The organism is Pseudomonas sp. F01002 (genome assembly GCF_004402115.1).
In the GTDB taxonomy this organism is placed as follows: domain Bacteria; phylum Pseudomonadota; class Gammaproteobacteria; order Pseudomonadales; family Pseudomonadaceae; genus Aquipseudomonas; species Aquipseudomonas frigoris.
Genome location: NZ_SOPU01000032.1, coordinates 48,694 through 72,844 on the forward strand (window position 1 = coordinate 48,694; position 24,151 = coordinate 72,844).

21 protein-coding genes, 4 tRNA genes and 3 pseudogenes are annotated in these 24,151 nt (G+C 58.6%); 7 read left to right on the plus strand and 21 right to left on the minus strand.

Going from position 1 to position 24,151, the window contains the following annotated elements:
- Positions 1 to 55: 55 nt before the first annotated feature.
- Entirely contained in the window at positions 56 to 988 is a 933-nt protein-coding gene (locus tag E3W21_RS25580) for a LysR family transcriptional regulator (protein WP_134422300.1), read from the minus strand.
- A gap of 121 nt (positions 989 to 1,109) precedes the next feature.
- On the opposite strand from E3W21_RS25580, the gene E3W21_RS25585 reads away from it, so the two are divergent.
- On the plus strand, positions 1,110 to 1,352 hold the full coding sequence (locus E3W21_RS25585) for a DUF2790 domain-containing protein (protein WP_134422302.1): 243 nt from the start codon (positions 1,110 to 1,112) through the stop codon (positions 1,350 to 1,352).
- 18 nt (positions 1,353 to 1,370) lie between these two features.
- Here the strand turns inward: E3W21_RS25585 and E3W21_RS25590 are convergent, their stop codons facing one another.
- The 6 genes and pseudogenes from E3W21_RS25590 to E3W21_RS25615 form a co-directional block, all read right to left on the minus strand.
- The gene (locus E3W21_RS25590; RefSeq protein WP_371927159.1) at positions 1,371 to 2,030 is read right to left on the minus strand and encodes a methyl-accepting chemotaxis protein; all 660 of its coding nucleotides are present in this window, start codon (positions 2,028 to 2,030) and stop codon (positions 1,371 to 1,373) included.
- Positions 2,015 to 3,283: an OprD family porin gene (locus tag E3W21_RS25595; protein WP_134422306.1), complete on the minus strand. Its 1,269-nt coding sequence runs from the start codon at positions 3,281 to 3,283 to the stop codon at positions 2,015 to 2,017. Before E3W21_RS25595 ends, E3W21_RS25590 begins: the two co-directional genes overlap by 16 nt.
- Before the next feature lie 17 nt (positions 3,284 to 3,300).
- Positions 3,301 to 4,521 carry a benzoate/H(+) symporter BenE family transporter gene (locus E3W21_RS25600; RefSeq protein ID WP_134422308.1) on the minus strand — a complete coding sequence of 407 codons (1,221 nt, stop codon included), beginning with the start codon at positions 4,519 to 4,521 and terminating at the stop codon, positions 3,301 to 3,303.
- On the minus strand, positions 4,518 to 5,885 hold the full coding sequence (locus tag E3W21_RS25605; protein WP_134422310.1) for an aromatic acid/H+ symport family MFS transporter: 1,368 nt from the start codon (positions 5,883 to 5,885) through the stop codon (positions 4,518 to 4,520). Before E3W21_RS25605 ends, E3W21_RS25600 begins: the two co-directional genes overlap by 4 nt.
- Positions 5,886 to 6,183: 298 nt before the next feature.
- Positions 6,184 to 6,396 (minus strand): annotated as a pseudogene (locus E3W21_RS25610) (FAD/FMN-containing dehydrogenase); the annotation flags it as partial.
- A gap of 41 nt (positions 6,397 to 6,437) precedes the next feature.
- A complete protein-coding gene (locus tag E3W21_RS25615) occupies positions 6,438 to 7,259 on the minus strand; it encodes a carbon-nitrogen hydrolase family protein (protein WP_166793871.1) in 822 nt (273 codons plus the stop codon).
- A 193-nt stretch (positions 7,260 to 7,452) separates the two neighbouring features.
- Between E3W21_RS25615 and E3W21_RS25620 the strand changes: the two genes are divergently transcribed.
- The gene (locus E3W21_RS25620; protein ID WP_008154887.1) at positions 7,453 to 8,079 is read left to right on the plus strand and encodes a DUF1780 domain-containing protein; all 627 of its coding nucleotides are present in this window, start codon (positions 7,453 to 7,455) and stop codon (positions 8,077 to 8,079) included.
- A 120-nt stretch (positions 8,080 to 8,199) separates the two neighbouring features.
- Here the strand turns inward: E3W21_RS25620 and E3W21_RS25625 are convergent, their stop codons facing one another.
- The 5 genes from E3W21_RS25625 to E3W21_RS25645 all read right to left on the minus strand — a co-directional run bounded on the left by E3W21_RS25625 (position 8,200) and on the right by E3W21_RS25645 (position 13,754).
- The gene (locus E3W21_RS25625; RefSeq protein ID WP_256661653.1) at positions 8,200 to 9,393 is read right to left on the minus strand and encodes an MFS transporter; all 1,194 of its coding nucleotides are present in this window, start codon (positions 9,391 to 9,393) and stop codon (positions 8,200 to 8,202) included.
- Between the two features lie 113 nt (positions 9,394 to 9,506).
- Positions 9,507 to 10,844 (minus strand): aminotransferase class V-fold PLP-dependent enzyme, encoded by a 1,338-nt coding sequence (locus E3W21_RS25630; protein ID WP_256661654.1) that lies wholly within the window; start codon positions 10,842 to 10,844, stop codon positions 9,507 to 9,509.
- Between the two features lie 17 nt (positions 10,845 to 10,861).
- The gene (locus E3W21_RS25635; protein WP_134422314.1) at positions 10,862 to 11,758 is read right to left on the minus strand and encodes an EamA family transporter; all 897 of its coding nucleotides are present in this window, start codon (positions 11,756 to 11,758) and stop codon (positions 10,862 to 10,864) included.
- A 31-nt stretch (positions 11,759 to 11,789) separates the two neighbouring features.
- On the minus strand, positions 11,790 to 12,485 hold the full coding sequence (locus E3W21_RS25640; RefSeq protein WP_256661655.1) for a hypothetical protein: 696 nt from the start codon (positions 12,483 to 12,485) through the stop codon (positions 11,790 to 11,792).
- 9 nt (positions 12,486 to 12,494) lie between these two features.
- Complete coding sequence (locus tag E3W21_RS25645) at positions 12,495 to 13,754, minus strand: MFS transporter (protein ID WP_134422316.1); 1,260 nt, start codon at positions 13,752 to 13,754, stop codon at positions 12,495 to 12,497.
- 154 nt (positions 13,755 to 13,908) lie between these two features.
- Between E3W21_RS25645 and E3W21_RS25650 the strand changes: the two genes are divergently transcribed.
- From E3W21_RS25650 to E3W21_RS25670, 5 genes and pseudogenes are all read left to right on the plus strand, one after another.
- Positions 13,909 to 14,364 (plus strand): helix-turn-helix domain-containing protein, encoded by a 456-nt coding sequence (locus tag E3W21_RS25650; RefSeq protein ID WP_134422318.1) that lies wholly within the window; start codon positions 13,909 to 13,911, stop codon positions 14,362 to 14,364.
- 369 nt (positions 14,365 to 14,733) lie between these two features.
- Positions 14,734 to 14,823 (plus strand): annotated as a pseudogene (locus tag E3W21_RS25655) (MOSC domain-containing protein); the annotation flags it as partial.
- Positions 14,824 to 14,892: 69 nt separating this feature from the next.
- Complete coding sequence (locus E3W21_RS25660) at positions 14,893 to 15,066, plus strand: DUF3094 domain-containing protein (protein WP_003185543.1); 174 nt, start codon at positions 14,893 to 14,895, stop codon at positions 15,064 to 15,066.
- Between the two features lie 60 nt (positions 15,067 to 15,126).
- The gene (locus E3W21_RS25665) at positions 15,127 to 16,425 is read left to right on the plus strand and encodes an NAD(P)/FAD-dependent oxidoreductase (RefSeq protein WP_129441120.1); all 1,299 of its coding nucleotides are present in this window, start codon (positions 15,127 to 15,129) and stop codon (positions 16,423 to 16,425) included.
- Between the two features lie 320 nt (positions 16,426 to 16,745).
- Positions 16,746 to 17,144, plus strand: coding sequence for an EF-hand domain-containing protein (locus tag E3W21_RS25670; protein WP_134422320.1), 399 nt, complete (start codon positions 16,746 to 16,748; stop codon positions 17,142 to 17,144).
- 62 nt (positions 17,145 to 17,206) lie between these two features.
- On the opposite strand, the gene E3W21_RS32445 is transcribed toward E3W21_RS25670, so the two are convergent.
- The 9 genes and pseudogenes from E3W21_RS32445 to rluD form a co-directional block, all read right to left on the minus strand.
- Positions 17,207 to 18,070: a methyl-accepting chemotaxis protein gene (locus E3W21_RS32445; protein WP_371927163.1), complete on the minus strand. Its 864-nt coding sequence runs from the start codon at positions 18,068 to 18,070 to the stop codon at positions 17,207 to 17,209.
- A pseudogene (locus E3W21_RS32450) lies at positions 18,062 to 18,832 on the minus strand (MCP four helix bundle domain-containing protein); the annotation flags it as partial. The gene E3W21_RS32445 and the pseudogene E3W21_RS32450, both read right to left, overlap by 9 nt.
- Positions 18,833 to 18,999: 167 nt before the next feature.
- Positions 19,000 to 19,076: transfer RNA gene (locus E3W21_RS25680), tRNA-Pro, on the minus strand.
- A gap of 98 nt (positions 19,077 to 19,174) precedes the next feature.
- A tRNA-Lys gene (locus E3W21_RS25685) sits at positions 19,175 to 19,250 on the minus strand.
- A gap of 5 nt (positions 19,251 to 19,255) precedes the next feature.
- Positions 19,256 to 19,332, minus strand: a tRNA-Pro gene (locus E3W21_RS25690).
- A gap of 9 nt (positions 19,333 to 19,341) precedes the next feature.
- Positions 19,342 to 19,421 (minus strand) — tRNA-Asn (locus E3W21_RS25695).
- Positions 19,422 to 19,737: 316 nt separating this feature from the next.
- Entirely contained in the window at positions 19,738 to 22,302 is a 2,565-nt protein-coding gene (gene clpB, locus E3W21_RS25700) for an ATP-dependent chaperone ClpB (protein WP_095130594.1), read from the minus strand.
- 130 nt (positions 22,303 to 22,432) lie between these two features.
- On the minus strand, positions 22,433 to 23,158 hold the full coding sequence (gene pgeF, locus E3W21_RS25705; protein ID WP_134422324.1) for a peptidoglycan editing factor PgeF: 726 nt from the start codon (positions 23,156 to 23,158) through the stop codon (positions 22,433 to 22,435).
- Positions 23,155 to 24,117 carry a 23S rRNA pseudouridine(1911/1915/1917) synthase RluD gene (rluD, locus tag E3W21_RS25710; protein ID WP_046048807.1) on the minus strand — a complete coding sequence of 321 codons (963 nt, stop codon included), beginning with the start codon at positions 24,115 to 24,117 and terminating at the stop codon, positions 23,155 to 23,157. The genes pgeF and rluD overlap by 4 nt, the downstream gene beginning before the upstream one ends.
- Between the last annotated feature and the right edge of the window lie 34 nt (positions 24,118 to 24,151).

Below are 24,151 nucleotides of genomic sequence, written 5' to 3' on the forward strand. Positions count from 1 at the left end.
TTGCCGAAAGAGAATAGGCCCTCAGTCTACACCGCCCCTCGTACGCCCTTCGACTTCAGGCCCAATGCCGTGGATCGCTCATGACCGCCTCGTGTTCAGCGAATAGCTTGGGCAATTCGGCTTTGAGAAAGTCCACCCAGGTACGGACCTTGGCATCGAGAAATCGCCGCGACGGGTACAACGCATACACATTGCGCTCACGGGGGCGCCAGGCCGGCAGCAAGCGCAACAAGGTGCCATCGCTCAAGGGGCGCGTCGCGGTGTAGAACGGAATCAGGCTGATCCCCATACCGGCCTCCGACGCCTTGACCATCGACTCGGCGACGTTGCACTGAAAGGTTTGGGCCGGGCTGACGGCATGCTCGCCCTCTTCGTCCTGGAACACCCATTCATCGCTGTACAACGGGTCGAGCATGCGCAGGCACCGATGATCGTTCAGCGCCATTGGTGTGTGCGGCACGCCATGCCGTTGCAGGTATTGCGGGGAGGCGCAGGGCACGCTGTAAATCTGCCCGATGGCCTGGGCGACCAATTGCGAATCGGCCAGTTCATGGGCAATCGAAATCACCACATCGTGCCCTTCCTCCAGCGGATCGGGATTGCGCTGTGACAGCGTCAGCTCGAACACCACATCAGGGTAAAGCTCGCTGTAACGGGCGATCAATGGCGTGATCAGCACACCCAGGCCATTCATGCTGTGAACCCGCAGCCGTCCACTCGGTTTGAGATGGGCGCCGCGGGCCTCTGCCGTTGCCACCTCCATTTCTTCGAGTATTTGCCGACTGCGCACCAGGAAGCGCTCACCGGCCTCGGTCAAGCTCAATCGCCGCGTGGTGCGTTGCAGCAAGCGTGCTTGCACATGCTGCTCCAGATCAGCCACCAGCCGCGACACTTGCGCGGTCGACAGGTCCAGCGCATCGGCGGCGGCGGTAAAACTTGCGCAGTCCACCACGCGGACGAACACCCGCAAGTTATTGAGCAGATCCATAAGCCCTCCAGGGGCGGTGACTGTTACGTTTCATGTAAGACTGCATCAGGCGCTGGCCCCTTTATCGGTCGTGGGCAAAGACTAGAATTCAGGTATCGGAATCAACACGGAGCACGGAAAAATGAAAACCCTGATCAGCCTGTTTCTGACCGTTGTCGCCACCTCGGCCATGGCCGCCGGCAACGAGCCCGCCGCTACCTCGTACAACCCGGCACAGCCGCTGGACATCGCCAAGGTCGTTTCAGTGTCGGACACCGCGACCGCCTGCGGGGTTGTGCCTGCGACCATGGAGTATGTCGATCATCAAGGCCAGACCCATCGCGTGACGTACGAGGTCATGGGTGATTGCACGAGCAACCTGTAATCACTGGCACCGCACGACTCACACGATCATTCGTTTCGCCTGCAAGGCCAGATCATGCAGGCCGGCCAGGCGCGCCATGATGCGTTCGACCACCTCGACCCTGGCAACCGCACCACTTTGCAGTTCGCCCATCGACTGCAGGGCCACTCCGGCCTTTTCCAGGCCCAGACGTGTAGAGCCGGACAACTGCTGAAGACCTTGGCGTGCCTGTTCAGCGGACTGTTCCAGCCCCGTAGCGATTTGCCGGATCTGCGCACTGGAGTCCGCCGCCTGACGCGAGAGATTGCGCACCTCATCGGCCACCACCGCAAACCCTCGGCCATGGCTGCCCGCCCTCGCCGCCTCAATGGCTGCGTTCAACGCCAACAGGTTGGTCTGACGAGAAATGTCCTGGATGCTGCCGACAATCGCGCCGATGCGCATCGACTGACTGCCGAGCTCGTCGAACACTTGATCCAGGCGCTGCATGGAGAGGTTCAGATCTTCCAGCACACTGGCCGAAGCCTGCATGCTCAGCGCACTCGCCTTCACCCGTTCACCTGCCGTACGCGCCAGTTGATTGGCAAAGCGCATGTCTTCCTCGGTTTGCAGCACGGACTCGGTCAATTGCTCCAGCGTGACCTGCAAGCCGATTTTGTGCGGTGGCTGTTCTTTTTCAGGGTTCATAGCAGCGTCCATGTGTAGCTGAGGATCAGGCGGTTTTCGTCGATATCACTGCGGTAGTTGGAACGGGCCATCGCGTTGCGCACGCGGATCCCTAGGCCTTTGAGGCTGCCGCTCTGCAGCACATAGCCGAGATCGAGGTCACGCTCGCGGTCCTTGCCTTCAAACCCCTTGCCGGTATCGACATTGTTGCCGGTGATGTAGCGCACGGTGCTGGTCAGCCCCGGCACGCCGAGGGCCGCGAAATCGTAGTCGTAACGCGCCTGCCAGGAGCGCTCATCGGTGAAGGCGAACTCGTAGGTCGGCACCTCGTTACCCAGTGGGCTGATGTTGGCAAACACTCGGGGGAAGGCGCTGTCGCCAAACATGCCCTGATAGCCGACATAGAATGTGTGACCGCCGCGCTTGGCCGACAGCAAGGAGAAGAACGCCTGGTTGTCGATGTTACCCAACAGCTTTTTGCCGTCTTCGCGCGAATCGTAATACCCGAGGTTGGCGCCCAGTATCCAGTTACCAAGTGGCTCGCTGTGCTTGAGGCCGAGAAAACGCTGGTTGTAGATATCTTCCAGTTGCCCGAACCAGGCGCTGACCGAACTGCGTTTATCGTTGAAAACGTAATCGGCGCCGGCAAAGTTGAAGCCATCACTGCTGACCTGACGCTGCGGTACATGACCGAGCATGGCTTGCATCTTTTCGTCGCCAGCCTCGTTGCGCAGGCTGGTGGAACTCAAGTGGCCACCTTGCAAGGTCAGGCCATTGATCTCGTTTGAGGTGATGCTCGCACCCTGATAGCTGGGCGGCAGCAAACGGATATCGCTGAAGGCCAGCACCGGCAGGTTGGGTTGCAGTTCGCCCACCTTCAGTTCGGTTTTGGAGAAACGCACCTTCAACGCGCCTTCCAGTCGGCTGTAATCATTCGCCGCGCGCCCATCACCCTGCACCGGCAGCAAACCGGTATTGACCCGGTCCGGGCTGCTGTCGAGTTTGAGGCCGAGCAGGCCAATGACATCCACACCAAAACCGACCGGGCCCTGGGTATAACCGGATTTGACGTTGAGGATGAAGCCCTGCGCCCACTCTTCGGCCTTCGATTGTTGGTTGGCCCCGACGATGTCGGAAAAGTCCCGGCTGAAGTAGTAATTGCGTGCTTGCAAGGTGGCGGTGGTGTCTTCGATGAAGCCACTCTCGGCCGCCATCGCACCGGCGGAGAAACTCGAGACGACAGCCATGGACAACACTGAACCGGTTGCTGGAAGAATCTGTTTCATCGTTTTTTCTCTTATTTTTATTGATCGACAGGTTGAAGTGCTTCAGCCGCAGCGGATTCGCGGCGGGGAACGGGACGACGGGCGTTTAACAACACGTGGGTGACCATGCCGAAAATCAGCCCCCAAAAGGCGGCGGACAAACCCAACAACGACATGCCCGACGCGGTGGTCAGAAAAGTCACCAACGCGGCTTCGCGATCACCCGGCACGGCCATTGCGCCGGCCAAGGCCCCGGCAATCGCGGCGAACAGCGCCAGCCCGGCCAGGGCTGCGATCAGTTCTTTGGGGAACGCCGAAAACAGTGAAACCAGGGTCGCGCCGAAAATACCCAGCACCAGGTAACACAGCCCGCCCACAACCCCGGCCACATAGCGTTTGCCGGGATCTTCATGGGCCTCGCGCCCGGTACAAATCGCCGCGGTGATGGCTGCCAGATTCAGCCCATGGCAACCGAACGGTGCCAACAACGCCGTGCCCACCGCACTGCTGGCGATGATCGGGCCGGCCGGTGTTGCGTAACCGCTGGCGCGCAGCACCGCCATGCCGGGAACGAACTGGCCGGTCAGCGCCACCATCACCAGCGGCAAGGCGATATTCAGCGTCGCGCTCAGGCTGAAGGCGGGCGTGATCCACACCGGCGTGGCCAACCCGATCACCAACGCCTCGCTGTGCAAATCACCGGCGAGAAAAGCCATCGAGCAGCCCACCAGCAGCACCATCAACACCGCATACCGCGGCATCAGCCGTTTGCAGATCAGGTACGTGACGAACATCGCCAGCACCAGCAGCGGCTTGCCCTGCAACGAGACGAATAACCCGGTGCCGAAGCTGAACAGAATCCCCGCCAGCATCGCTGCCGCAATGGCCGCGGGAAGTTTGCTGATGATCCGGTCAAACGCCCCCGACACCCCGACCAGAAAAACAATCAGGCTGCTGACCAGATAGGCACCCACCGCTTCCGGCATGGAGATTCCCGGCAACAGCGCCACCAGCAACGCTGACCCCGGCGCCGACCACGCGATGATCACCGGGACGCGGTAACGCAGGCTCAGACCGATGCCAAGTACGGCGCTGCCGATGGAAATCGCCCAGATCCATGACGACAGCACCTCCCGCGAGAGGTGCGCGGTCTCGGCGGCCTGAAAGATGATCACCAAAGGGCCTGCATAGGAAATCACCGTGGCGATAAACCCGGCGACTGCCGCAGACAGGGAAAAGTCCCGGACGAACGCTCTCATGAAACGTCGCCCACAGCCCCGTCGGGCGAACCGTGGCGCAGGCCCGACAGCGCTTGTTTAGCACTGCGCCGACTGCTGATGGCGAATACGGTCATGGCAATCGCGGCCACCGCGCCGGGCAAGGCAAAGGCCATGAAGTTAAGTTGCAGCGGCAGGCTGATCCCGAGTAGCGCACCGCCCAGCAGCGGTCCGACGATGGCACCGTTGCGCCCGATGCCCGACGCCCAACCCAAACCGGTGGAGCGAATGGTCATGGAGTAGAACTGCGCGGCGCAGGCGTACAACAGAATCTGTGAGCCGATGGTGGTGGCGCCGGCGATGGCGATCAGCAAGTACAACAGCGGCATCGGGCTGTTGAAACCCAGCAAGGTGATCGACACCGCAGCCACGGCGAAGAACACCGCCAACACCCGCGGCAGGTTGAGCTTGTCTCCCAGCACACCGCCGCCGACCGCGCCGAAAATGGCACCGAAGTTGAGCACCAGCAGGAACGACAGACTCGAGCCCAGGCTGTAACCGGCGTTGGCCATCAATTTTGGCAGCCACGAACTCAAGGCGTAGACCATCAGCAAGCAGCAGAAAAACGCCAGCCACAACATCAGCGTGCGCAGCGCACGACCTTCGCGAAACAGTTGCAACACCGGGGTGCCAGTGCCCTTCACTTCGCTCATGTGCAGTTGATCGCTGGTTTGCGAGACATACGCCGGGGCAATCCGCTGCAGGATGTTGCGCGCCTCTTCATTGCGCCCCTGGCGCAGCATGAAACCCACCGACTCGGGCAGGAAGTACATGATCAACGGCAACAACAGCAACGGCAGCACCGCCACGTAAAACACTGATTGCCAGCCAAAACTCGGGATCAGCACGATACCGAGCCCCGCCGAAAGCATGCCACCCACCGAGTAGCCGCTGAACATGATCGCCACCAGCGTGCTGCGGATTTTCTTCGGCGCGTACTCGTTCATCAGCGCCACGACGTTGGGCATCACCCCGCCAATGCCAAGCCCGGCAATGAATCGGCAGAGGCCAAATTCGGTGGGGTTGCGGGCAAAACCATTGAGTACGGTAAAACCGCTGAAGAGCATCACGCAGATCGTGATGGCTTTTTTGCGGCCGATCTTGTCCGACAGCGGGCCGAAGAACAGCGCGCCGAACATCATCCCGAACAGTGCATAACTGCCCAGTGCGCCGGCTTGCAGAGGACTGAGCCCCCACTCTTTCATCAGCATCGGCAGCACCACGCCGTAGATCACCAAATCGTAACCGTCGAAAATGATGATCAGGGCACACCAGAACAGCACCATCCAGTGAAAGCGGTTGAATCGTGCGTTGTCGATAACCTCATGTACGTCGATCTTGCGCATGGCATTTATCTCTTGTTGTTATTTTTAGAGCGTCGGTAAAGCGGCTTACGTCCGTACAGCCGAGGGTAGAGGCGACAGGCACGGGGCAATATCCGCTTTGCGCAGATCGCTATCCGTTTTGTGCAATGCCCTGAACCGGGCGTGGGATGAGGATTGTCGCGGGCATGGCGCGCCGCAGATCCGGCAGATCGGAACCTCTCCGATGAACTGCCTTCATTGCGATCACATTTGAACGCTAAGCGCGGGCTGATGGATGACTCAGATGTCAGCGTCTGCGGTCACAGGCACTCTGCACCAATCAGGGCAGGGCCTTCTCCAGCGCCTCACGCAATTGCGCAGCCGTGGCGTATTCGTGCTGAGCCACCAATTGACCGTCCTTGAGCTGCAGCCACAGCACTTTATCCACAGGCCCGGGATAGCGCGGCGCCACGCGACCATCACGGTCAAGCATCACTCGATAGGCATAATCGCGCATGGCCGGTACAGCGAACATTTTCGCGATCAGTCGAGGCCGCCCCCTTCGCATACCCCGTCGCCGTGACCTGGAGCGCGCTACCGATATACAGGTCCTGAGAGCGTGTAACGTCGAGCCTCTTTTAAAAGATCGCTGCACATGACATTACCTTGAGCTTCTCCCTTGGGGCCGATAGACAGTTGGGTCAATTCAAGGCTGGTTTCTTGCCGGGATTGAACGAGCTTGTTTCCGGCGGCATCTATGATCTGACTTTCTCCACAAAAGCGAGCGTCCATTTGCAGCCCCGATTCGACGCCTGTTCTATTGCAGGAAACGAGCGGCAGGCCGTTCTCCATCGCGCGGACTCGCATGATATCGCCGGTCCATGGGCCGCCATAGTTGACCGGGCAGCAATAGAGTTTCGCGCCGTCCAGAGCGAGCAATCGAGCGGCCTCAGGAAGCCATAGATCAAAACAGATCAGAACCCCAAAGCGAATCTTGCCATCATCAAAGCATTGCCAGCGGTCACCTTCCTCGAAGAGTTTCTTCTCCAGGTCTGTGATATGGCACTTGCGTTGTTTACCCAGCCACTTGCCTCGACTCACCACAATGGCTGTGTTGTAAAGATTCTCACCATCGCGTTCGACCATGCCGGCAACTAATGTCGCCTGCTTCTGCGCTGACAAGTCTTGCAAAAAACCGGCAAACGCTCCCGTTTGAGCACAATCGGCAAAAGGCAAAAGCTCTTCTTTTGAATCGAAGAGATAACCCGTCGTACACATTTCAGGCAGCACGAGTAGATCAAAATCAGCATCCTTGAGGCCGTCAGCAATTGTTTGGCAATTGAACTCAGGCCTTTTGAATGCCACAGGAAACTGAAAGTATCCCGTGATGATTTGGGTTGCTCCTGTTGTTTTCATAAAACCTCCAGAACTGTCCTCCCGGAGAAGATACAGAAAAGGACAAACCGGACACTGGCGGGGAAACATCAGGCAACAATGATCAAAGAAGCGCCGCAAGCGCCCGGACGCCGATGAAGCCCGCTGGACCATAACGACCTCGTGTCGATGCAAAGCTTTCAGCTTGTCGCATTTGAACGCTAAGCTTGGGCTTATGGATGACTCAGATTATTTACGCCTGCTGACCATCGCGGCCGAGCAAGCCAACGCGTTCCTGTCCAATGCCCGCAAATGGGAGCGTGAGCGTTGGGTCTGTCAGCGCCTGCTGCAAGGCCTGAACATTCCCTATCGCGCCGACGAATTCGCCCCGGCCGGGGAGCCACCGGACGTGCTGTTTCGTGACGCCAGTTTCGAAGTGTTTTTCGTACTCGATGAAGGTCGGCGCCTCAACGATGAATGGCGCGATGAGCTGCAACGCCGGCGCAGCGCGTTTTCTCTGAGTTCGCTGGTGCGCCGCGAGGCCAAGCCCCGGCGCATTCCGGCGAATGAATTCTTGCTGAGACTGGCGCCGACCTTGCGCAAAAAAGCGCACAACTACAAAGAACGCGGCATGGACCTGGGCGAACTTGACATCATCGCCTTCGCCAGCCTCAAGCGCGAAGTGCTGGACCTCAACAGCCATTTCCCGCCGCCGACCGAATACCTGCGCCAGGGCTGGCGCTCGTTGTCGCTGGTCGGTCCGACCTTCGCCCGTGTGCTGTTTGCGCACCCGGACGCACCGGATTTCCTGCGCAGCAACCTGGGTCGCAGCATTGTTTTCGATGTCGGGATCAGCCTGTGAGTCCATTGCAGGAACTGATTGCCGAAGTGCCGCAAACGGGTCGCGTTTGCAGACGATCTTCCAGGCGCGGGATGCCTTTACTGACTGCCGAAGCTGTTAAGTGAAATGCAGGGCGACTTTTCAGGCACCCACTGCTTCGACGCGCGTATGCCCTCGGGCAAAGCGGGTCGCCGATGTCTGCAACAACAGAACGACGGTCAATGTGACCAGCAGGAACGGAAGCAGCCAGGCGTTCTCGATCATTGCCAATTGCAGGCTGAGGATCAACAGCAGCACCGGCGTGGCCAGGGCATTCGCCCGGCTGACATACAAGCCCACAGCGGCCTCGCTGTAGCGGCAGGCGATGGCGACACGGATATGCACCCGCGCGCCGCCGAAAGCCATACCGAGAATCAACAGGCTCAGTGCTTTCAGTATCAGTGTGTCTGGCATCAGCAACCACATTGACGTGGAAATCACCGCCAGCGCAATCAGGGCTGACAGATAAGCCAACAGGTTACGACCGGTATTGGCAATGATGACCAGCACCCCGATCAGCGCCATGCCCATGCCGAACACCGCATCGAGCACACCCAGTTCAAACAGCGCCCAGCCGTGGCTCGACACATAGACGGGCAACATAAAGTTGAACGCCCCGAGGATTGGCCAGATAAGTACCATCGGCACAAACAGCGCTAGCGGAAGCTTGGCTGAAGCCGCTACTTCGCCAGCCTCCTGCGCCGCCACCGGTAGACTGTCACGCGTGTAGCAAATGGCTGCGACCAACAAGAAGCCGGCGCACAGCAAAATGGAGAACCCAACACCGGTCAGAATCGGCATCAAGCCCGCCGCCAGCAAAGGGCCGATCATCAGGGCCGCCTGGCTGGTGGCGGTGGTTGCCCCGCTGATCCGGCGTACCATCGTTTCGTCCATGCCACGTTGAATCTGGGTGAACCACATATCCAGGCTGGCTTCGAGCAGCATGATCATCAGCCAGACAAACAGATTGATGATCAGCAGGCCGATGGTAAAGTCTCTGGATGCTCCCGAAACCAGGCTGAGGCCGGTCAGACACATCAGAAACCAGCTGCTCATCTGGCGGCCGTTCATTCGGCTCGACAGGCGCTTGATCATTACTGGCGTGACAAAGGCCGGTATAAACGAGCAGAAAATCGCCAGCGCCAACGGCAGGTAATCGCCTTCGTTCTGATTGAGTATGGTCCACGTCAACGAGACCAGCAGCGCGCCGGAAAACAGTCGATAAACCGTCGAGCAGACCAGGAACATAGTCAGCTCTTTTGAAGTGCTTTTCATGACGACTTGTTTTTCATTCATGTAATCGATCCTTGCCCTTGAGTACGCGGCCATTCTTCAATTGAATTCCTGACGCCAGCGACTGCGCCACAGTTGTGCAAGTGCATGAGGCTGGCGTCGATCCGGGCTGGGTGTCAGGCTAGAGTGCGCATCACCCTGAGGGTCTTGTCGATGTCTTCCGGCGTGTTGATGATCCCGGCGGAGAACCGTACTGTCGAATGGCGGTAGGGTGTGGCACTGGCGATGATCTTCTGCGCCTTTAGCCTGGCCACCACATCTTTGGGGGCCCAGCCTTTTACATCACAGCAGACGATTCCGGCGGAGAACTGCGCAGACTGGGGCGTATGCAGGTGCACATTGGGCAGCTTCGACAATCCTTCCTTCAGCTGTCCATTGAGTTCAGCGACGCGGTCAGCAATGCGCTTGCGGCCGATCTGCTTGACGAACTCGAACGCTTCGATCACGCCCCATTGGTTTTCGAACGCCAGGAAGCCTCCGGGACTGACCCAGGCACCCTGTGTGTCTCCCTGAGGGTCGCGCTGTTGGCGCCAGGCATTAGCGGGCTCGGCTGCCATGATGGTGGGAATGGTCGGCGTGATCTGCGCCCACTGACCTTCACGGGCCCAGACCAGGCCCGTACCGTGCGGACCAAGGATCCACTTGTGCGTCCCTGCGCTGAAAAAGTCGCAACCCAGGCTGGCGACCTGGGCCTCGGAACAGCCGAAGCCGTGCACACCGTCGATCACATAGATGATTCTGTCTGCCTCGGAGCGATCCTGATTGACTCGCGCCACGAGTGCACCTATCTCCTGCACCGGTAAACGCACCCCGCTCCAGGTCATTGCCAGGATCCGGGTCGAGGGCCTGATGGCTGCTTCAATGCGGGCGACGATTGCGTCAACACTGACATCCTCGGGCCGTTCGTAAAGGTCAATTCTTCTCAGGCTCCCGCCCCATTTGACGACAGCCAGGCGCATGGCCTCATCGTGGGTGTACCACTCGTGGTTGGTCGTCAGGATTTCCTGGTCGGGTGTCAGTTTGAGACCGTTGTAGACCATCGCCAGGCCCTGCGTGGTACTGGTCGTCAGTGCGATGTCCTCGGCCCGTCCGCCGGTATAGTCTGCTGCTGTTGCGCAGACCTTGCGCCAGACCATCTCCTCGGGTCTGGCGAACATATTGTCTTCCAGGTAGGTGTAGGGGTTTTCATCGAATGCCTGCCGGTGGCGGGCCATCGCATCGCGCACGGGCTTCGGGTTGGAGGCAAGAAAGAAGTTGGAAATGTGCACAAACTCCGGAGACAGTTTGAACTGCGCACGCACGGATGCCCAGTCGTTGGGGTCCAGTGTCGCTACAGAGTCATCCTGAACAGGCACATTGCCCACCTGTGCGCCAGCCACGCCTGCGATCATGCAGCCTCCGATCAGAGTCGCTCCAACAGCCGCACCCATGAAATCACGTCTTCCCAGACTCATACCAACTCCCTGTCGATTCATATTGAAGTACGCGCAGGATGCGCGAACACAGCATTGAAAATACGCTGCCCATAGAGGCCTACGGCCAGGCCGAGCACAATCAGAACCACCGCCAGTACTTTGCTCAGCGGCACACTTTCGTTGAATACGAAAACAGAACCGAGCATGCCGAAGATCGGCACCAGCAACGACAGTGGTGCTACCGTCGAGACCGGGTAGGTCTTGAGCAGCGAGTTCCATATCCAGTAGGCGAACAGGGTATTGGGGTAGACCTGAAACAGAATCGACAGCACGGCGGTCGTGTCTACCTGATTGACGAACGTGGTATAGCCGGCGCTGCCATTAACCGCGTAATCGAGGGCGAACAACGGGATCGGCGCGAAGGCGCTGGACCAGACCAGAAAACCAAAGACATCCTTGGTGCTGGCCTTCTTGTTGATGATATTGGCGACGCTCCATGAGGCCGCGCCAACCAGCACCAGAAGCACGCCTGGCAGGCTGACCGAGCCATCGCTGATCATGATGATGCACAGGAGCCCGGCGAGTGCGATCAGCATGCCCAGCAGCTGAAAGCGTGTCAGTGCTTCCTTGAACACCCACCCGCCCAGCAGGATCGTGAAGAACGCGCTGAACTGCAGCACCAGCGAGGCGATCCCTGCCGAGAGTCCGGCCTTGATGCCCAGGTTTACCACGCCCCACAGACCAATGCCGAACACCAGTCCGTAACCGATGATGTAGCGCCACGGCACATCGGGCTTGCGGATGAAGAAGATCGCCGGTAACGCACAGAGACTGAAGCGGATGCCCGCCAGGATGAACGGATCTACGGTTGCCAGCCCCAGTTTGATCACCGAGAAATTGACACCCCAGATTGCCGTGATCAGTACAGCCAACACTACGTGTAGTGGTTTCATTGATGAGTTGCCTTAATGATGTTGGGCTTTGTCACGCTACGGACGTCAGGTTTTCGGCGAGGCTCACTCGGGAAAACAGCGCTTGCATCCAGGCCTGGGTCTGTTGCGGTTCTGCAGTCTTGACGATGCCTGCCAGGGGTGCCTCGAAGGCCGAATAAGTCACGTGCTCCGGCAGCAGCGCGCCCGGTTGCAGTTCGTTCCATTGCACGACGAATGGGCTTGCCCGCAGTTCGTCTGCGCCGTCCAGGCCGTAATAGATCCGCTCTCGGTGGGTGTGCCCGGGGAATACAAACCAGCCGAAGCCCAGGTTTGGCTGCCGCTCAGTCAGATGCGCGATATCCAGCTCGCCCTCAACGTGGATGCGCAACTCCAGCGACGGCATGTGGATGCCGGTGGCCAGCTCATAGGTCGCTACCACATCTGCGCCTCCAACCCGGTTACCCACCTCAAGGAACACCGGTTCGTCACCATCCATGATTGCTTCCAGATGGAACGCGCCATTGCGGATCTGCACCGCTTCCAGCGCGGCGCCGACCCATGCTTGCATCTGCGCGGAGGTCTCCAAGTGCCAGGAGCCGAGAGGATGGCCGCGCTCCATGTAGTCCAGACATGTTCCTACGTATTGGCTGGAAAGCATGGTGAGGATCCGGCCGTTCAGTACCAGGCCGTCGAAATGGCGGATGGGGCCACTGATATATTCTTCGACCTGAAAATCTTCGATACACAAGGACAGATCCTATCGGGAGGTCAGTTCCAGATACAACCAATACAGCAGGGCTATCCCACTGATGGCAGCACCCAACAGGCAAACGGCCACCCAGCCAAAGTGAGCATAAGTGTAAGTGGCAGCTATTGCGCCCAAACCGCTACCCACTGAGTAGAAACACATATACGCGCCCACCAGACGGCTTTGCGCATCGGGCCGCGCCGCGAAGATCAGGCTCTGATTGGTCACATGCACCGCTTGCACGGCAAAGTCCAGCAGTACTACGCCCACCACCATGGCCAGTAATGAACTTTCAACAAACGCGGTTGGCAGCCAGGACAAGGTCAATAGCGCCAGAGCAACGCCTGTCGTGCGATTGCCGAGCCCTTGGTCGGCCAGTCGCCCGGCCCGCGCTGCGGCCAGCGCGCCAGCCACTCCGGCCAGACCGAACAGGCCAATCTGGGTATGTGACAGCGACAGCGGGGGCGCGCTTAGCGGCAGTACCATTGCGGTCCACAACACACTGAATGCGGCGAATATGAGCAGGGCAAAGGTGCCTCTAACGCGCAGCGTGTGTTCTGTCAGATACAACTGGAAGACCGAACGCAGTAACTGCCAGTAGCTGCCTTTGGCTGGCGGCGTTGTCGACGCCGGCATGGTTCGGTACAGCACCAACGCCATGCCAACCATCAAGGCTGCCGACATGAAGTAGACGCCTCGCCATCCGGCCAGGTCAGCCATCGCGCCAGAGACGAAGCGGGCGAGCAGAATGCCCAGCACTACGCCACTGGTCACCGTTCCGATGGCTTGGCCTCGCTGGTCCGGGCTCGCCAGTGTGGCAGCGTAGGCGACCACCACTTGAACCACGACGGCCATCAGACCGACCAGCACCATCGCGCCGAGCAGCATGCCCCAACCTTGGGCCAGTCCTACTGCGCACAAGGCTACGGCCGACATCAGCATCTGCGCCAGGATGAGTTTCTTGCGGTTCAGCAGATCGCCCAGAGGGACTATGAAAAGCAGCCCCACCGCGTATCCGGCCTGAGTAGCAGTGACCACCACTCCGATAGTGCTGGGCGGAACCGACAGGCTGGCGGCCATGGACTCAAGCAGCGGTTGTGCGAAATAGACATTGGCCACGGCCATAGCGCAGGTGATAGCGAAGAGAAGTGTCTGGTAATGGCTGAGGGTGGTGGCTGCACGCCCCTGAGGTAGCAGGGTAGTGGCTCCGCCTGCTGATTTTTCGGCTTCGAAGTCCATTTTCAAAGGTTTTTGGGGGTTCAGCGTCATCACTCCATCCTTGGAAGTATGTGGTTTTGAAAGAAAACCGGTGCGTTGATTTTTTAGCAAACCTGGTTCTAAAATACAACTAGATATTTCAAAGTATTTTCGTCTGACGTTAGAACTTTTTCATAAACAATCTGCCCCGGAAGGTTGGAGAGTCATGGCCAGACAAAAGCTACTGGCACAGAGCGAATGCCCTGTGGCCCGGACTCTCGAAGCTATCGGAGATCGCTGGGTGTTGATGATCATTCGCGACGCTTTCGATGACGTTCGCCGCTTCAGTGAATTCCAGAAGCGTCTCGGCCTTGCCAAAAACATCCTTACGGTCAAACTCAAAATGTTGGTCGAGTTGGGCGTATTCGAAGTCCAACCGGCGTCCGACGGCAGTGCCTACAAGGAGTATGTTTTAACCGAGATGGGGCGCTCCGTGTTTCCCATAGTGGTCAGCATGCGCCAGTGGGGTGAGCGCTTCCTCTACAGCAAGGGCGAGAGTTATTCGGTGCTGCTGGACAGCGACCTGTCGGAGCCGGTCGAGACCATCAGGGTCCGTTCCAGAGCGGGCAAGGTATTGACCCCTGCAGATTGCCACCGGCGCGTGGTTGAGCGCGATGCTTGATAGTCGCGGCTCTGCCGACAACTCAGGCTGGCATCCTGTTTCTTAAGGAAAGCGTCATGGGCATCGAAATCCTCTCTCTGCCGCCAGGACGGTCGCCCCCGGGTTCAGGCGACGCCTTGGGAGGCGGGTAATTCTCATTGGGTTTATCCGCTAGAGATCGTCGACACCGAACCCGATCATTGCGTGTTCGCATTCAAAAACAGGCTATGCACAGCAGATCGAGCGGTCTGGCTCGACGCTGTACGAGTAGAAATGGTGCTGCGCCAATACCCGGGACGTTTGACCGGCTCGGCCCCATCTCGAAAAAAAAATTTATGCGTGTTTGGGTCGATTTGGAGAAATAATCAGGACTTCTGCTTGGGGTAACTAATGTTACAAAGTGGAATCATTCGCCTCGACGATACGGTGAGCGTCGAGCCCATTCCTGCCAGCGGCTATGCTCCGTTCAATGTGGGCTAACGTGTTACAACCGCAGCCTCCTTGTAGCTTCTACACATTTAGCAACGTCTACCCCTGACGAGGCCCAATATGACCAGCCGCCTGAACCCCGACGACCAAAAGCATGTCGAAGAGTACCTGCAACTGTCCCAGCACCGAGTCGAGCGCCGGCCTTTCCGGCCGTGGATGCTCCTGGTGGTGGTGTTGGCAGTGACCATTGGTTTAGGCCTGTTGAGCCGACTTATCAGTTACCTGACGCTATGAGCAGCATCGCGCTCGCTCGGGTAATTGCACCGATTTCTTTTAGCCTTGCGAGATATCCCCATGACTCATCGTATTGTCATCGTTGGCGGCGGCGCCGGCGGTCTGGAGTTGGCTACCCGTCTGGGTAAGACTCTGGGCAAGCGCGGCACGGCCAGTGTGATGTTGGTCGACGCGAACCTGACCCACATCTGGAAACCGCTGTTGCACGAAGTGGCGGCCGGGTCGCTGAACTCTTCCGAAGACGAACTCAACTATGTTGCCCAGGCGAAATGGAACCACTTCGAGTTCCAGTTGGGGCGCATGAGCGGGCTTGATCGCGCGGCGAAAAAAATCCAGCTGGCCGCCACCTACGACGAAGCCGGCATTGAACTGGTCCCGGCGCGCGAAGTGGGTTACGACTCGCTGGTGATCGCGGTCGGCAGCACCACCAACGATTTCGGCACCCAGGGCGCGGCGCAACACTGCCTGTTCCTCGACACCCGCAAACAGGCCGAGCGTTTCCACCAGCAATTGCTCAACCACTACCTGCGCGCCCATGCCGGGCAAACCGACAAGGTCGAGCAGATCAGCGTCGCCATCGTCGGCGCCGGTGCCACCGGGGTTGAACTGGCCGCCGAATTGCACAACGCCGCGCATGAATTGGCCGCCTATGGTCTTGACCGGATCAAACCGGAAAACATGCACATCACCCTGATCGAAGCCGGGCCACGGGTGCTGCCGGCCCTGCCGGAACGTATCGGCGGGCCTGTGCATAAAACCCTGGAGAAACTCGGGGTCAACGTCATGACCAATGCCGCCGTCAGTGAAGTGACAGCCGACAGCCTGATTACCGCCGATGGCAAAGTCATCAACGCCAGCCTGAAAGTCTGGGCCGCCGGGATTCGCGCACCGGGTTTTCTCAAGGACATCGATGGCCTGGAGACCAACCGGATCAATCAGCTGCAAGTACTGCCGACCCTGCAAACCACCCGCGACGAGAACATCTTCGCCTTCGGTGACTGCGCGGCCTGCCCGCAACCGGGCACCGATCGCAATGTACCGCCGCGCGCCCAGGCTGCGCATCAGCAAGCTTCGTTGCTGGCCAAATCGCTGAAACTGCGGATCGAAGGCAAGCCTCTGCCTGCGTACAAATACACCGACTACGGCTCGCTGATCTCGCTGTCGCGTTTTTCGGCTGTGGGTAACTTGATGGGCAACCTCACCGGCAGCGTGATGCTTGAAGGCTGGCTGGCGCGGATGTTTTACGTGTCGCTGTATCGCATGCACCAGATGGCGCTGTATGGCGCGTTTCGTACGGCGATGTTGATGTTGGGGAGCAAGATCGGGCGCGGGACTGAGCCGCGGTTGAAGCTGCACTAACTCGGTCTAGTGTGGGAGCGGGCTTGCTCGCGAAGAGGGCGTGTCAGTCGACGTAAATGTTGCCTGACTCACCGCTTTCGCGAGCAAGCCCGCTCCCACATTTTGTTCTGCATCGACTCTTAGATCTGTGTCTCACTGTATCTCCCCCCGCCGTTTCACCCCTTCGCTTACAAACTCCCCCCTTGCGCGACACAGTAGCGATACACCACGCCCGCTAAATGGCCACACCCAAGCAAGGCTCCCCGCCAGCTACGGTTATCGCCGCACTTACGTGGCGTCCTTTATCGAACGGTTGTGTCGTGCAACCCAGGAGTATTGAAATGTCCCGTACCACCAAAAACACTATCGGTTTGCTCGGCGCTGTTTTGGCCGGTGGCATGATGTTGTCCGGCTCTGTGTTCGCCTCGCAACCTCTGACTCAGGGCTACCTGCTGGCCTCGGCCGAACAGGTTGTGAAAACCCCTGAAGGTAAATGTGGCGAAGGCAAGTGTGGCGATGCTTCGATGGCAAAAACCGACACGGATGGCGATGGCAAGGTCTCCCGTGCCGAATTCCAGAAAGTCGCGCCGAAGTCCAATTTCGACAAGATCGACACCAACCATGACGGCTTCATCGACGAGCAAGAGGCTTACGACAACGTGAAAGCCAACTTCGAAGCCAATGGCAAGAAAATGCCAAAAGGTTTGTTCGAGCACCTGAAAGACCAAGACGGCGCCTAAGTTTCCGAGAACCAAGCCGCGCTTTTCCGTCGAGAAGCGCGGCTTTCTTGTGTCTGGAACATTTAAAGCTGGAAGCGCCGCACCATGCCCTGCAAGGCATTGGCCAGCTGAGACAGCTCATGGCTGGACGCGCTGGTCTGATCCGCCCCGGCAGCAGATCGCACCGAAAGGTCACGAATATTCACAAGGTTACGGTCGACTTCACGTGCCACCTGCGCCTGTTCTTCGGCAGCGCTGGCGATCACCAGATTGCGCTCGTGGATCTGATGGACCGACGCGGTGATGGTCTGCAACGCTTCGCCCGCTCGCTCGGCCAGGGCCAATGTGCTGGCCGCACGGGTTGAGCTGGCCTGCATGGAATCCAGCGCCTGAGTTGAGCCGTTGCGCATGCCCTGAACCATTTGCTCGATTTCCTGAGTCGATTGCTGCGTGCGATACGCCAGCGCGCGGACTTCATCGGCAACCACTGCGAAACCGCGACCGCTTTCCCCGGCGCGCGCCGCTTCAATGGCAGCGTTGAGCGCCAGCAAGTTGGTTTGCTCGGCAATCGCACGAATCACATCCAGCACCTTGCCGATGTCCTGAGACTGGTTGGCCAGGGACTGCACCAATCCGCCCGTGATCTGCACATCGCTGGCCAGGGCGCCGATGGCGGTGACTGTTTCGCTGACCCGCTCCTGGCCCGCGTGCGCGGACTCACTGGATTGGCGCGTGGCATCGGAGGTAGACACCGCGTTGCGAGCGACCTCCTCCACCGCGGTGGTCATTTCAGTGACAGCCGTCGCCGCTTGTTCGATCTCGTTGTTCTGCTGTTGCAGGTTCTGCGTGCTGTCGAGCGTGACCGCATTCAACTCGTCAGCCGCTGTCGCCAATTGCGCCGCCGAGCCGCTGATACCTTGCAAGGTTTCACGCAGGTTGCGCTGCATGGTCGCCAACGCCTTGAGCAAGCGACTCACTTCATCGTTGCCATGGGTTTCGATAGGGCGAGTCAGGTCGCCTCGTGCCACGTTTTCCGCGGCATGCAATGCTTCGCTCAACGGTTTGACGATGCTGCGGGTCAGCAGCATGGCCAGGCCGACGGTGGCCAACGCCGCCAATGCGATGAACAGGCTGACGATCATCCGCGAAGTTTCGTAATGCGCTGCGGATTTCTGGCTCTCGGCGGCGACTTGTTTGGCGAACAGATCCGCCAGGTCTGTAAGCTGTTTGCCGGATCCATCGACCACGGTTTTCATGTCGATCAGCAGCAGTTTGGTCAGTTCGTCACGGCGACCCTGTTCGGCCAGGGAGAACGATTGAGCAATGCCGGAGCGATAAGCCGCGAAGGTGGTTTTGAACTGGTCATACAAGGCCTTGCCTTCTGCGGTGTTGACCAACTGATCATAAGCCGCAATCTTCTGGCTCAACTCTTTGTCGCGAGTGTCCATCTGGCCACGGTAGACAGGAATGTTCTTCGGATCCTGATCCAGGGCCATGCGCAGGGAAATGGTACGAATGCGCAGCATGATTTCGCGGATCTCGTCACCACCGCGAATGCTCGGCAGCCATTGTTTCTCCACCGCCACCTCGCTGTCGCGAATGCTCGACATCTGCCCCAGGGCAAAAATCCCGAGCAAAGCGACCAATACGGCTATCAGGGCGAACCCCAAGGCTGCCCGAGGAGCGATATTTAACTGACGAAGCACCATAACGAACGCCCTTTTCTTGTAGTGGCTTGGATAAGGGGCGTTGTTTCGGCAGTACCCCGTCGCCTCGTTATCGGCACGTTGTACGATGACTGAAGTGTTATTTCTCGAAGACAAAAAATCGAAGACAAAAAAAATCCCCGTATCTTTCGATACGAGGATTTTTAGTATGGTCGGGGTAAGGGGATTCGAACTCCTGACATCCTGCTCCCAAAGCAGGCGCGCTACCGGACTGCGCTATACCCCGGNTAATAAAAAGGCGACCTTTAAAAAGTCGCCTTCTTCGATCAGTGCTTTTGGCCTCTGATCTTAAGATCTGATCCCAGCGTTAACTGGTTTCAAAAATGGTGGGTCGTGTGGGATTCGAACCTACGACCAATTGGTTAAAAGCCAACTGCTCTACCAACTGAGCTAACGACCCAAAAATGGTCGGGGTAAGGGGATTCGAACTCCTGACATCCTGCTCCCAAAGCAGGCGCGCTACCGGACTGCGCTATACCCCGGCTTGAAATTGGCTCCGTGACCAGGACTCGAACCTGGGACCCANNNNATGATTAACAGTCATTTGCTCTACCGACTGAGCTATCACGGAACTACATATTTCAATTACTACTGATATTTCAATTTACAACTGTGAAGCTTGCTTCACCTCTTCGACCCGTTCGCATCGCTGCGTTCGTGTGTCTGAGGCGCGCTATTCTACAATCTTAAGCACCTCTGTCAACCCCCTAAATTGCTTTCAAGTTAATGATTTGCAACTTATTTCAGATTCCTGCTTGGGGAGCAGAAACCCTTCAGGGCGACTTACTGCGGGGCGCACTTTACAAGCCTTTTCCTTTCAGTTCAACAGCCTGGCGAAAAAAAGGCCTCGCAATGCGAGGCCTCCTCTCTTTTACTGCCGCCAGGGATCAGACGAAGACGATTTCGTCATTTTCCACGACACCCTTGGCGGTATCGCCCGGCATGAAACGACCGGACAGAATCAGCTGCGCCAGCGGGTTCTCGATCCAGCGCTGAATTGCTCGTTTGAGCGGCCGAGCGCCGTAAACCGGGTCGTAACCCACCGCGATCAGCTTATCCATGGCCTCAGGGCTGAGATCAAGCTTCAGCTCGCGCTCGGTCAGGCGACTGCGCAGGCGACCCAACTGGATCTCGGTAATGCCCGCGATCTGATCCCGAGCCAACGGCTCGAAGATCACCACTTCATCGACCCGGTTGATGAACTCCGGCCGGAAGTGCGTGGAAATCGCATCCATCACCGCCGCACGCTGCGCCTCACGATCACCGACCAGTTCCTGGATCTGCACCGAGCCCAGGTTGGAGGTCATGACAATCACGGTATTTTTGAAATCCACCGTGCGGCCATGACTGTCGGTCAGTCGGCCATCTTCCAGCACTTGCAGCAAGATGTTGAAAACGTCCGGGTGGGCCTTCTCGACCTCGTCCAGGAGGATCACCGAATAAGGCTTGCGACGCACTGCCTCGGTCAGGTAACCGCCCTCTTCATAGCCTACGTAGCCTGGTGGCGCGCCGATCAGGCGAGCCACGGAATGTTTTTCCATGAATTCGGACATGTCGATCCGCACCATCGCCTCTTCCGTATCAAAGAGGAACTCGGCCAGCGCCTTGCACAGCTCGGTTTTACCGACACCGGTAGGGCCGAGGAACATGAACGAGCCGCTCGGGCGATTAGGATCGGACAAACCGGCGCGGGACCGCCGCACGGCGTTGGAAACGGCAATCACCGCTTCGTCCTGGCCGATCACACGTTGGTGCAACAGGCTTTCCATCTTCATCAGCTTGTCGCGCTCGCCTTCGAGCATTTTCGACACCGGAATGCCGGTCCACTTGGACACGACTTCAGCGATCTCTTCTTCAGTCACCTTGCTGCGCAGCAACTGGTTTTCAGTTTTGCCGTGCTGGTCGACCATTTGCAGGCTGCGCTCCAGGTCCGGGATGATCCCGTACTGCAACTCGGCCATGCGGTTCAAGTCGCCTTTGCGGCGGGCAGCTTCCAGTTCCTGACGGGACTGTTCGATTTTCTGCTGGATCTGCGCAGAACCCTGAACTTCGGCTTTTTCCGCGTTCCAGATCTCCTCCAGGTCCGAGTATTCACGCTCGAGGCGAACAATTTCTTCCTGGAGTTTTTCCAGACGTTTTATCGCGGCTTCGTCGCTTTCTTTCTTCAGCGCCTGGGATTCCACCTTCAGCTGAATCAGACGACGTTCCAGACGATCGAGCACTTCGGGCTTGGAGTCGATCTCCATGCGGATGCGGCTGGCGGCTTCGTCGATCAGGTCGATGGCTTTGTCCGGCAGCTGACGGTCAGTGATGTAGCGATGACTGAGCTTGGCCGCAGCGATGATCGCACCGTCGGTGATCGCCACTTTGTGGTGAACCTCGTAACGCTCTTTCAGGCCACGCAGAATCGCGATGGTGTCTTCTTCGCTCGGCTCGTCCACCAGCACTTTCTGGAAGCGCCGTTCGAGGGCCGCATCCTTCTCTATATATTGGCGGTACTCGTTGAGCGTGGTCGCGCCGACGCAGTGCAACTCACCACGAGCCAGGGCGGGTTTGAGCATGTTGCCCGCGTCCATCGAGCCTTCGCCTTTACCGGCGCCGACCATGGTGTGCAGTTCGTCGATGAACAGAATGATCTGTCCTTCCTGCTTCGACAGTTCGTTGAGCAGGGATTTGAGGCGCTCTTCGAACTCGCCACGGTACTTGGCACCGGCAATCAGCGACCCCATGTCCAGGGACAGCAGACGCTTGCCTTTCAATCCATCCGGCACTTCGCCGTTGATGATGCGCTGGGCCAGGCCCTCGGCGATGGCAGTTTTACCCACGCCAGGCTCACCGATCAGCACCGGGTTGTTCTTGGTGCGGCGTTGCAGGACCTGAATGGTCCGGCGAATTTCGTCGTCACGGCCGATCACCGGATCGAGCTTGCCTTCTTCGGCACGCTTGGTCAGGTCGACGGTGTATTTATCCAGCGCCTGACGCGACTCTTCGTGGTTGGCGTCATTGACAGCCTCACCACCGCGCAGGTTGTTGATCGCGTTTTCCAGGGCTTTCTTGCTGACGCCCTGGCCGAGCAACAATTTGCCGAGCTTGCTGTTCTCGTCCATGGCGGCGAGCAACACCAGCTCGCTGGAGATGAACTGGTCACCCTTCTGCTGGGCCAGACGATCGGCCTGATTGAGCAGGCGCGCCAAATCCTGCGACATGTTGACGTCGCCGGTCGGGTTCTGGATTTTTGGTAGTTGGTCGAGCTCTTTGGTCAGCTCTTTACGCAGGCTGTTGACGTCAAAGCCAACCTGCATCAACAGGGGTTTGATCGAACCACCCTGCTGTTCAAGCATGGCTTGCATCAAGTGCGCCGGTTCAATGCCCGGATGATCGAGGCCGACGGCCAGGGATTGGGCGTCGGACAAGGCTAACTGCAACTTGCTGGTTAAACGGTCTATACGCATGGGTCACCTTCCTTTTGAGCAGGCCGGACCTATAAAACATCCTGAATGAAGAAACCTGCCAGATACCGTTATAGATGCGGTCGATTCTGGGAGTTTCAAGCGTCGTACAGTTGATGTAGATCAGAGAAGTTTAACGTTCGAGCCAGATAAGAGAGGCAAACCGACCAGTGCGTGGGCTGCGGCGGTAAGAAAAGAAGCGTGGATCGTTCACGGTGCAGAAACCGCCACCATAAACAGCGGTGACACCGCGAGCGGCCAGGCGCAAACGCGCCAGCTCGTAGATGTCAGCCATGAATTTGCCAGCATTGGCACTCGGCACAAAGGCTTTGGCGGCTTCGGGCAATTGCTCGACGAAGGTTTCGCGCACTTCAGGGCCGACTTCAAAGGCTTGCGGGCCTATGGCCGGGCCGAGCCAGACCAGCACTTCTTCTGGTGGCACGGCCAGCGTGTCTAGAGTCGCTTCCAGCACACCCGCCGCCAACCCGCGCCAACCGGCATGGGCCGCCGCGACGCGAGTGCCTGCACGGTCGCAAAACAATGCAGGCAGGCAATCCGCGGTCATCGCCGTACAGGCAATACCGGGCGTTGCCGTCCAGCTGGCATCGGCAGTGGCCGTAAGGCTTGGGTCTGCGTGGGCCACGGCAATGCCGTGAACCTGCTTTAACCAGGCCGGTTGAATAGAGAAATGATCGGTGAGGCGACGGCGGTTTTCGGCAACAGCTTCGGGGCTGTCATCGACGTGATCGCCGAGGTTGAGGCTGTCGAACGGCGCCAGACTGACGCCGCCCGCACGGGTGGTAACGCAGGCTTTCACCCCGGCAGGCGCAGGCCAGTCGGGTATCAGCCAGTCACTCATCCGATGAACGCCTCACGATCTTGCTTGAGCAGCGTCAGCAACCAGACGAAATCGTCCGGCAGTGGCGATTCCCAGCTCATGCGTTTACCGGTGGTCGGGTGATCCAGCTCCAGGAACCGCGCATGCAGCGCCTGACGCGGGAACGCCTTCAACGATTCGATCATGGTCACACTGGCTGCCGGCGGAATGCGGAAACGACCGCCGTAGGCAGGATCTCCGACCAACGGGAAGTTGATGTGAGCCATATGCACACGAATCTGGTGCGTACGACCGGTTTCCAGCTTCACCCGCACGTGAGTGTGGGAACGGAAACGCTCGAGCACGCGGTAATGACTGACGGCTTGCTTGCCACCTTCCATCACGGCCATGCGCTGGCGTTGCTGACCATGACGACCGATCGGCGCGTTGATCTTGCCGCCGGCAGTCACCACACCGATCACGATGCACTCGTAGATCCGGCTTACGCTGCGGCTCTGCAATTGCGTGACAAGCTGTGTTTGCGCCTGAATGGTCTTGGCCACCACCATCAGACCGGTGGTGTCCTTGTCCAGACGATGCACGATACCGGCGCGGGGTACATTGATGATGTCCGGCACGTGGTGCAGCAAGGCGTTGAGCAAGGTGCCATCAGCGTGACCGGCGGCAGGATGCACCACCAGACCCGCGGGTTTGTTGATCACCAGGATGTCGTCATCTTCATAGACGATGTCCAGCTCGATGTCTTGAGCGATCCATTCGCCCTGAGCTTCCTGCTCGGCAGTGAGTTCAAGAATGGCACCACCATGAACGATGTCTCGCGGGCGGATAACCGCCCCATCCACAGTCAGGCGGCCGTCTTTGATCCAGGCGGAAAGGCGCGAGCGCGAGTGCTCAGCGAATAATTGTGCGGCGACTTGATCGAGGCGTTGGCCGCCCAATTCGGACGGCACCTCTGCGCGAAGTTCAATTTTATCGGACATGCTCAGACTAGGCGTCGGCACAGCCTTTGGTTTC

Coding starts and splice junctions, on each gene's coding strand:
- E3W21_RS25600 (WP_134422308.1), bottom strand. CDS start 4,521: ATGAGAGCGTTCGTCCGGGACTTTTCCCTGTCTGCGGCAGTCGCCGGG.
- clpB (WP_095130594.1), bottom strand. CDS start 22,302: ATGCGTATAGACCGTTTAACCAGCAAGTTGCAGTTAGCCTTGTCCGAC.
- rluD (WP_046048807.1), bottom strand. CDS start 24,117: ATGTCCGATAAAATTGAACTTCGCGCAGAGGTGCCGTCCGAATTGGGC.
- E3W21_RS32445 (WP_371927163.1), bottom strand. CDS start 18,070: ATGCAGCGCAACCTGCGTGAAACCTTGCAAGGTATCAGCGGCTCGGCG.
- E3W21_RS25660 (WP_003185543.1), top strand. CDS start 14,893: ATGACCAGCCGCCTGAACCCCGACGACCAAAAGCATGTCGAAGAGTAC.
- E3W21_RS25630 (WP_256661654.1), bottom strand. CDS start 10,844: ATGAGTCTGGGAAGACGTGATTTCATGGGTGCGGCTGTTGGAGCGACT.
- E3W21_RS25585 (WP_134422302.1), top strand. CDS start 1,110: ATGAAAACCCTGATCAGCCTGTTTCTGACCGTTGTCGCCACCTCGGCC.
- pgeF (WP_134422324.1), bottom strand. CDS start 23,158: ATGAGTGACTGGCTGATACCCGACTGGCCTGCGCCTGCCGGGGTGAAA.
- E3W21_RS25645 (WP_134422316.1), bottom strand. CDS start 13,754: ATGACGCTGAACCCCCAAAAACCTTTGAAAATGGACTTCGAAGCCGAA.
- E3W21_RS25665 (WP_129441120.1), top strand. CDS start 15,127: ATGACTCATCGTATTGTCATCGTTGGCGGCGGCGCCGGCGGTCTGGAG.
- E3W21_RS25615 (WP_166793871.1), bottom strand. CDS start 7,259: ATGAAAACAACAGGAGCAACCCAAATCATCACGGGATACTTTCAGTTT.
- E3W21_RS25605 (WP_134422310.1), bottom strand. CDS start 5,885: ATGCGCAAGATCGACGTACATGAGGTTATCGACAACGCACGATTCAAC.
- E3W21_RS25670 (WP_134422320.1), top strand. CDS start 16,746: ATGTCCCGTACCACCAAAAACACTATCGGTTTGCTCGGCGCTGTTTTG.
- E3W21_RS25595 (WP_134422306.1), bottom strand. CDS start 3,283: ATGAAACAGATTCTTCCAGCAACCGGTTCAGTGTTGTCCATGGCTGTC.
- E3W21_RS25620 (WP_008154887.1), top strand. CDS start 7,453: ATGGATGACTCAGATTATTTACGCCTGCTGACCATCGCGGCCGAGCAA.
- E3W21_RS25650 (WP_134422318.1), top strand. CDS start 13,909: ATGGCCAGACAAAAGCTACTGGCACAGAGCGAATGCCCTGTGGCCCGG.
- E3W21_RS25580 (WP_134422300.1), bottom strand. CDS start 988: ATGGATCTGCTCAATAACTTGCGGGTGTTCGTCCGCGTGGTGGACTGC.
- E3W21_RS25635 (WP_134422314.1), bottom strand. CDS start 11,758: ATGAAACCACTACACGTAGTGTTGGCTGTACTGATCACGGCAATCTGG.
- E3W21_RS25590 (WP_371927159.1), bottom strand. CDS start 2,030: ATGGACGCTGCTATGAACCCTGAAAAAGAACAGCCACCGCACAAAATC.
- E3W21_RS25625 (WP_256661653.1), bottom strand. CDS start 9,393: ATGAATGAAAAACAAGTCGTCATGAAAAGCACTTCAAAAGAGCTGACT.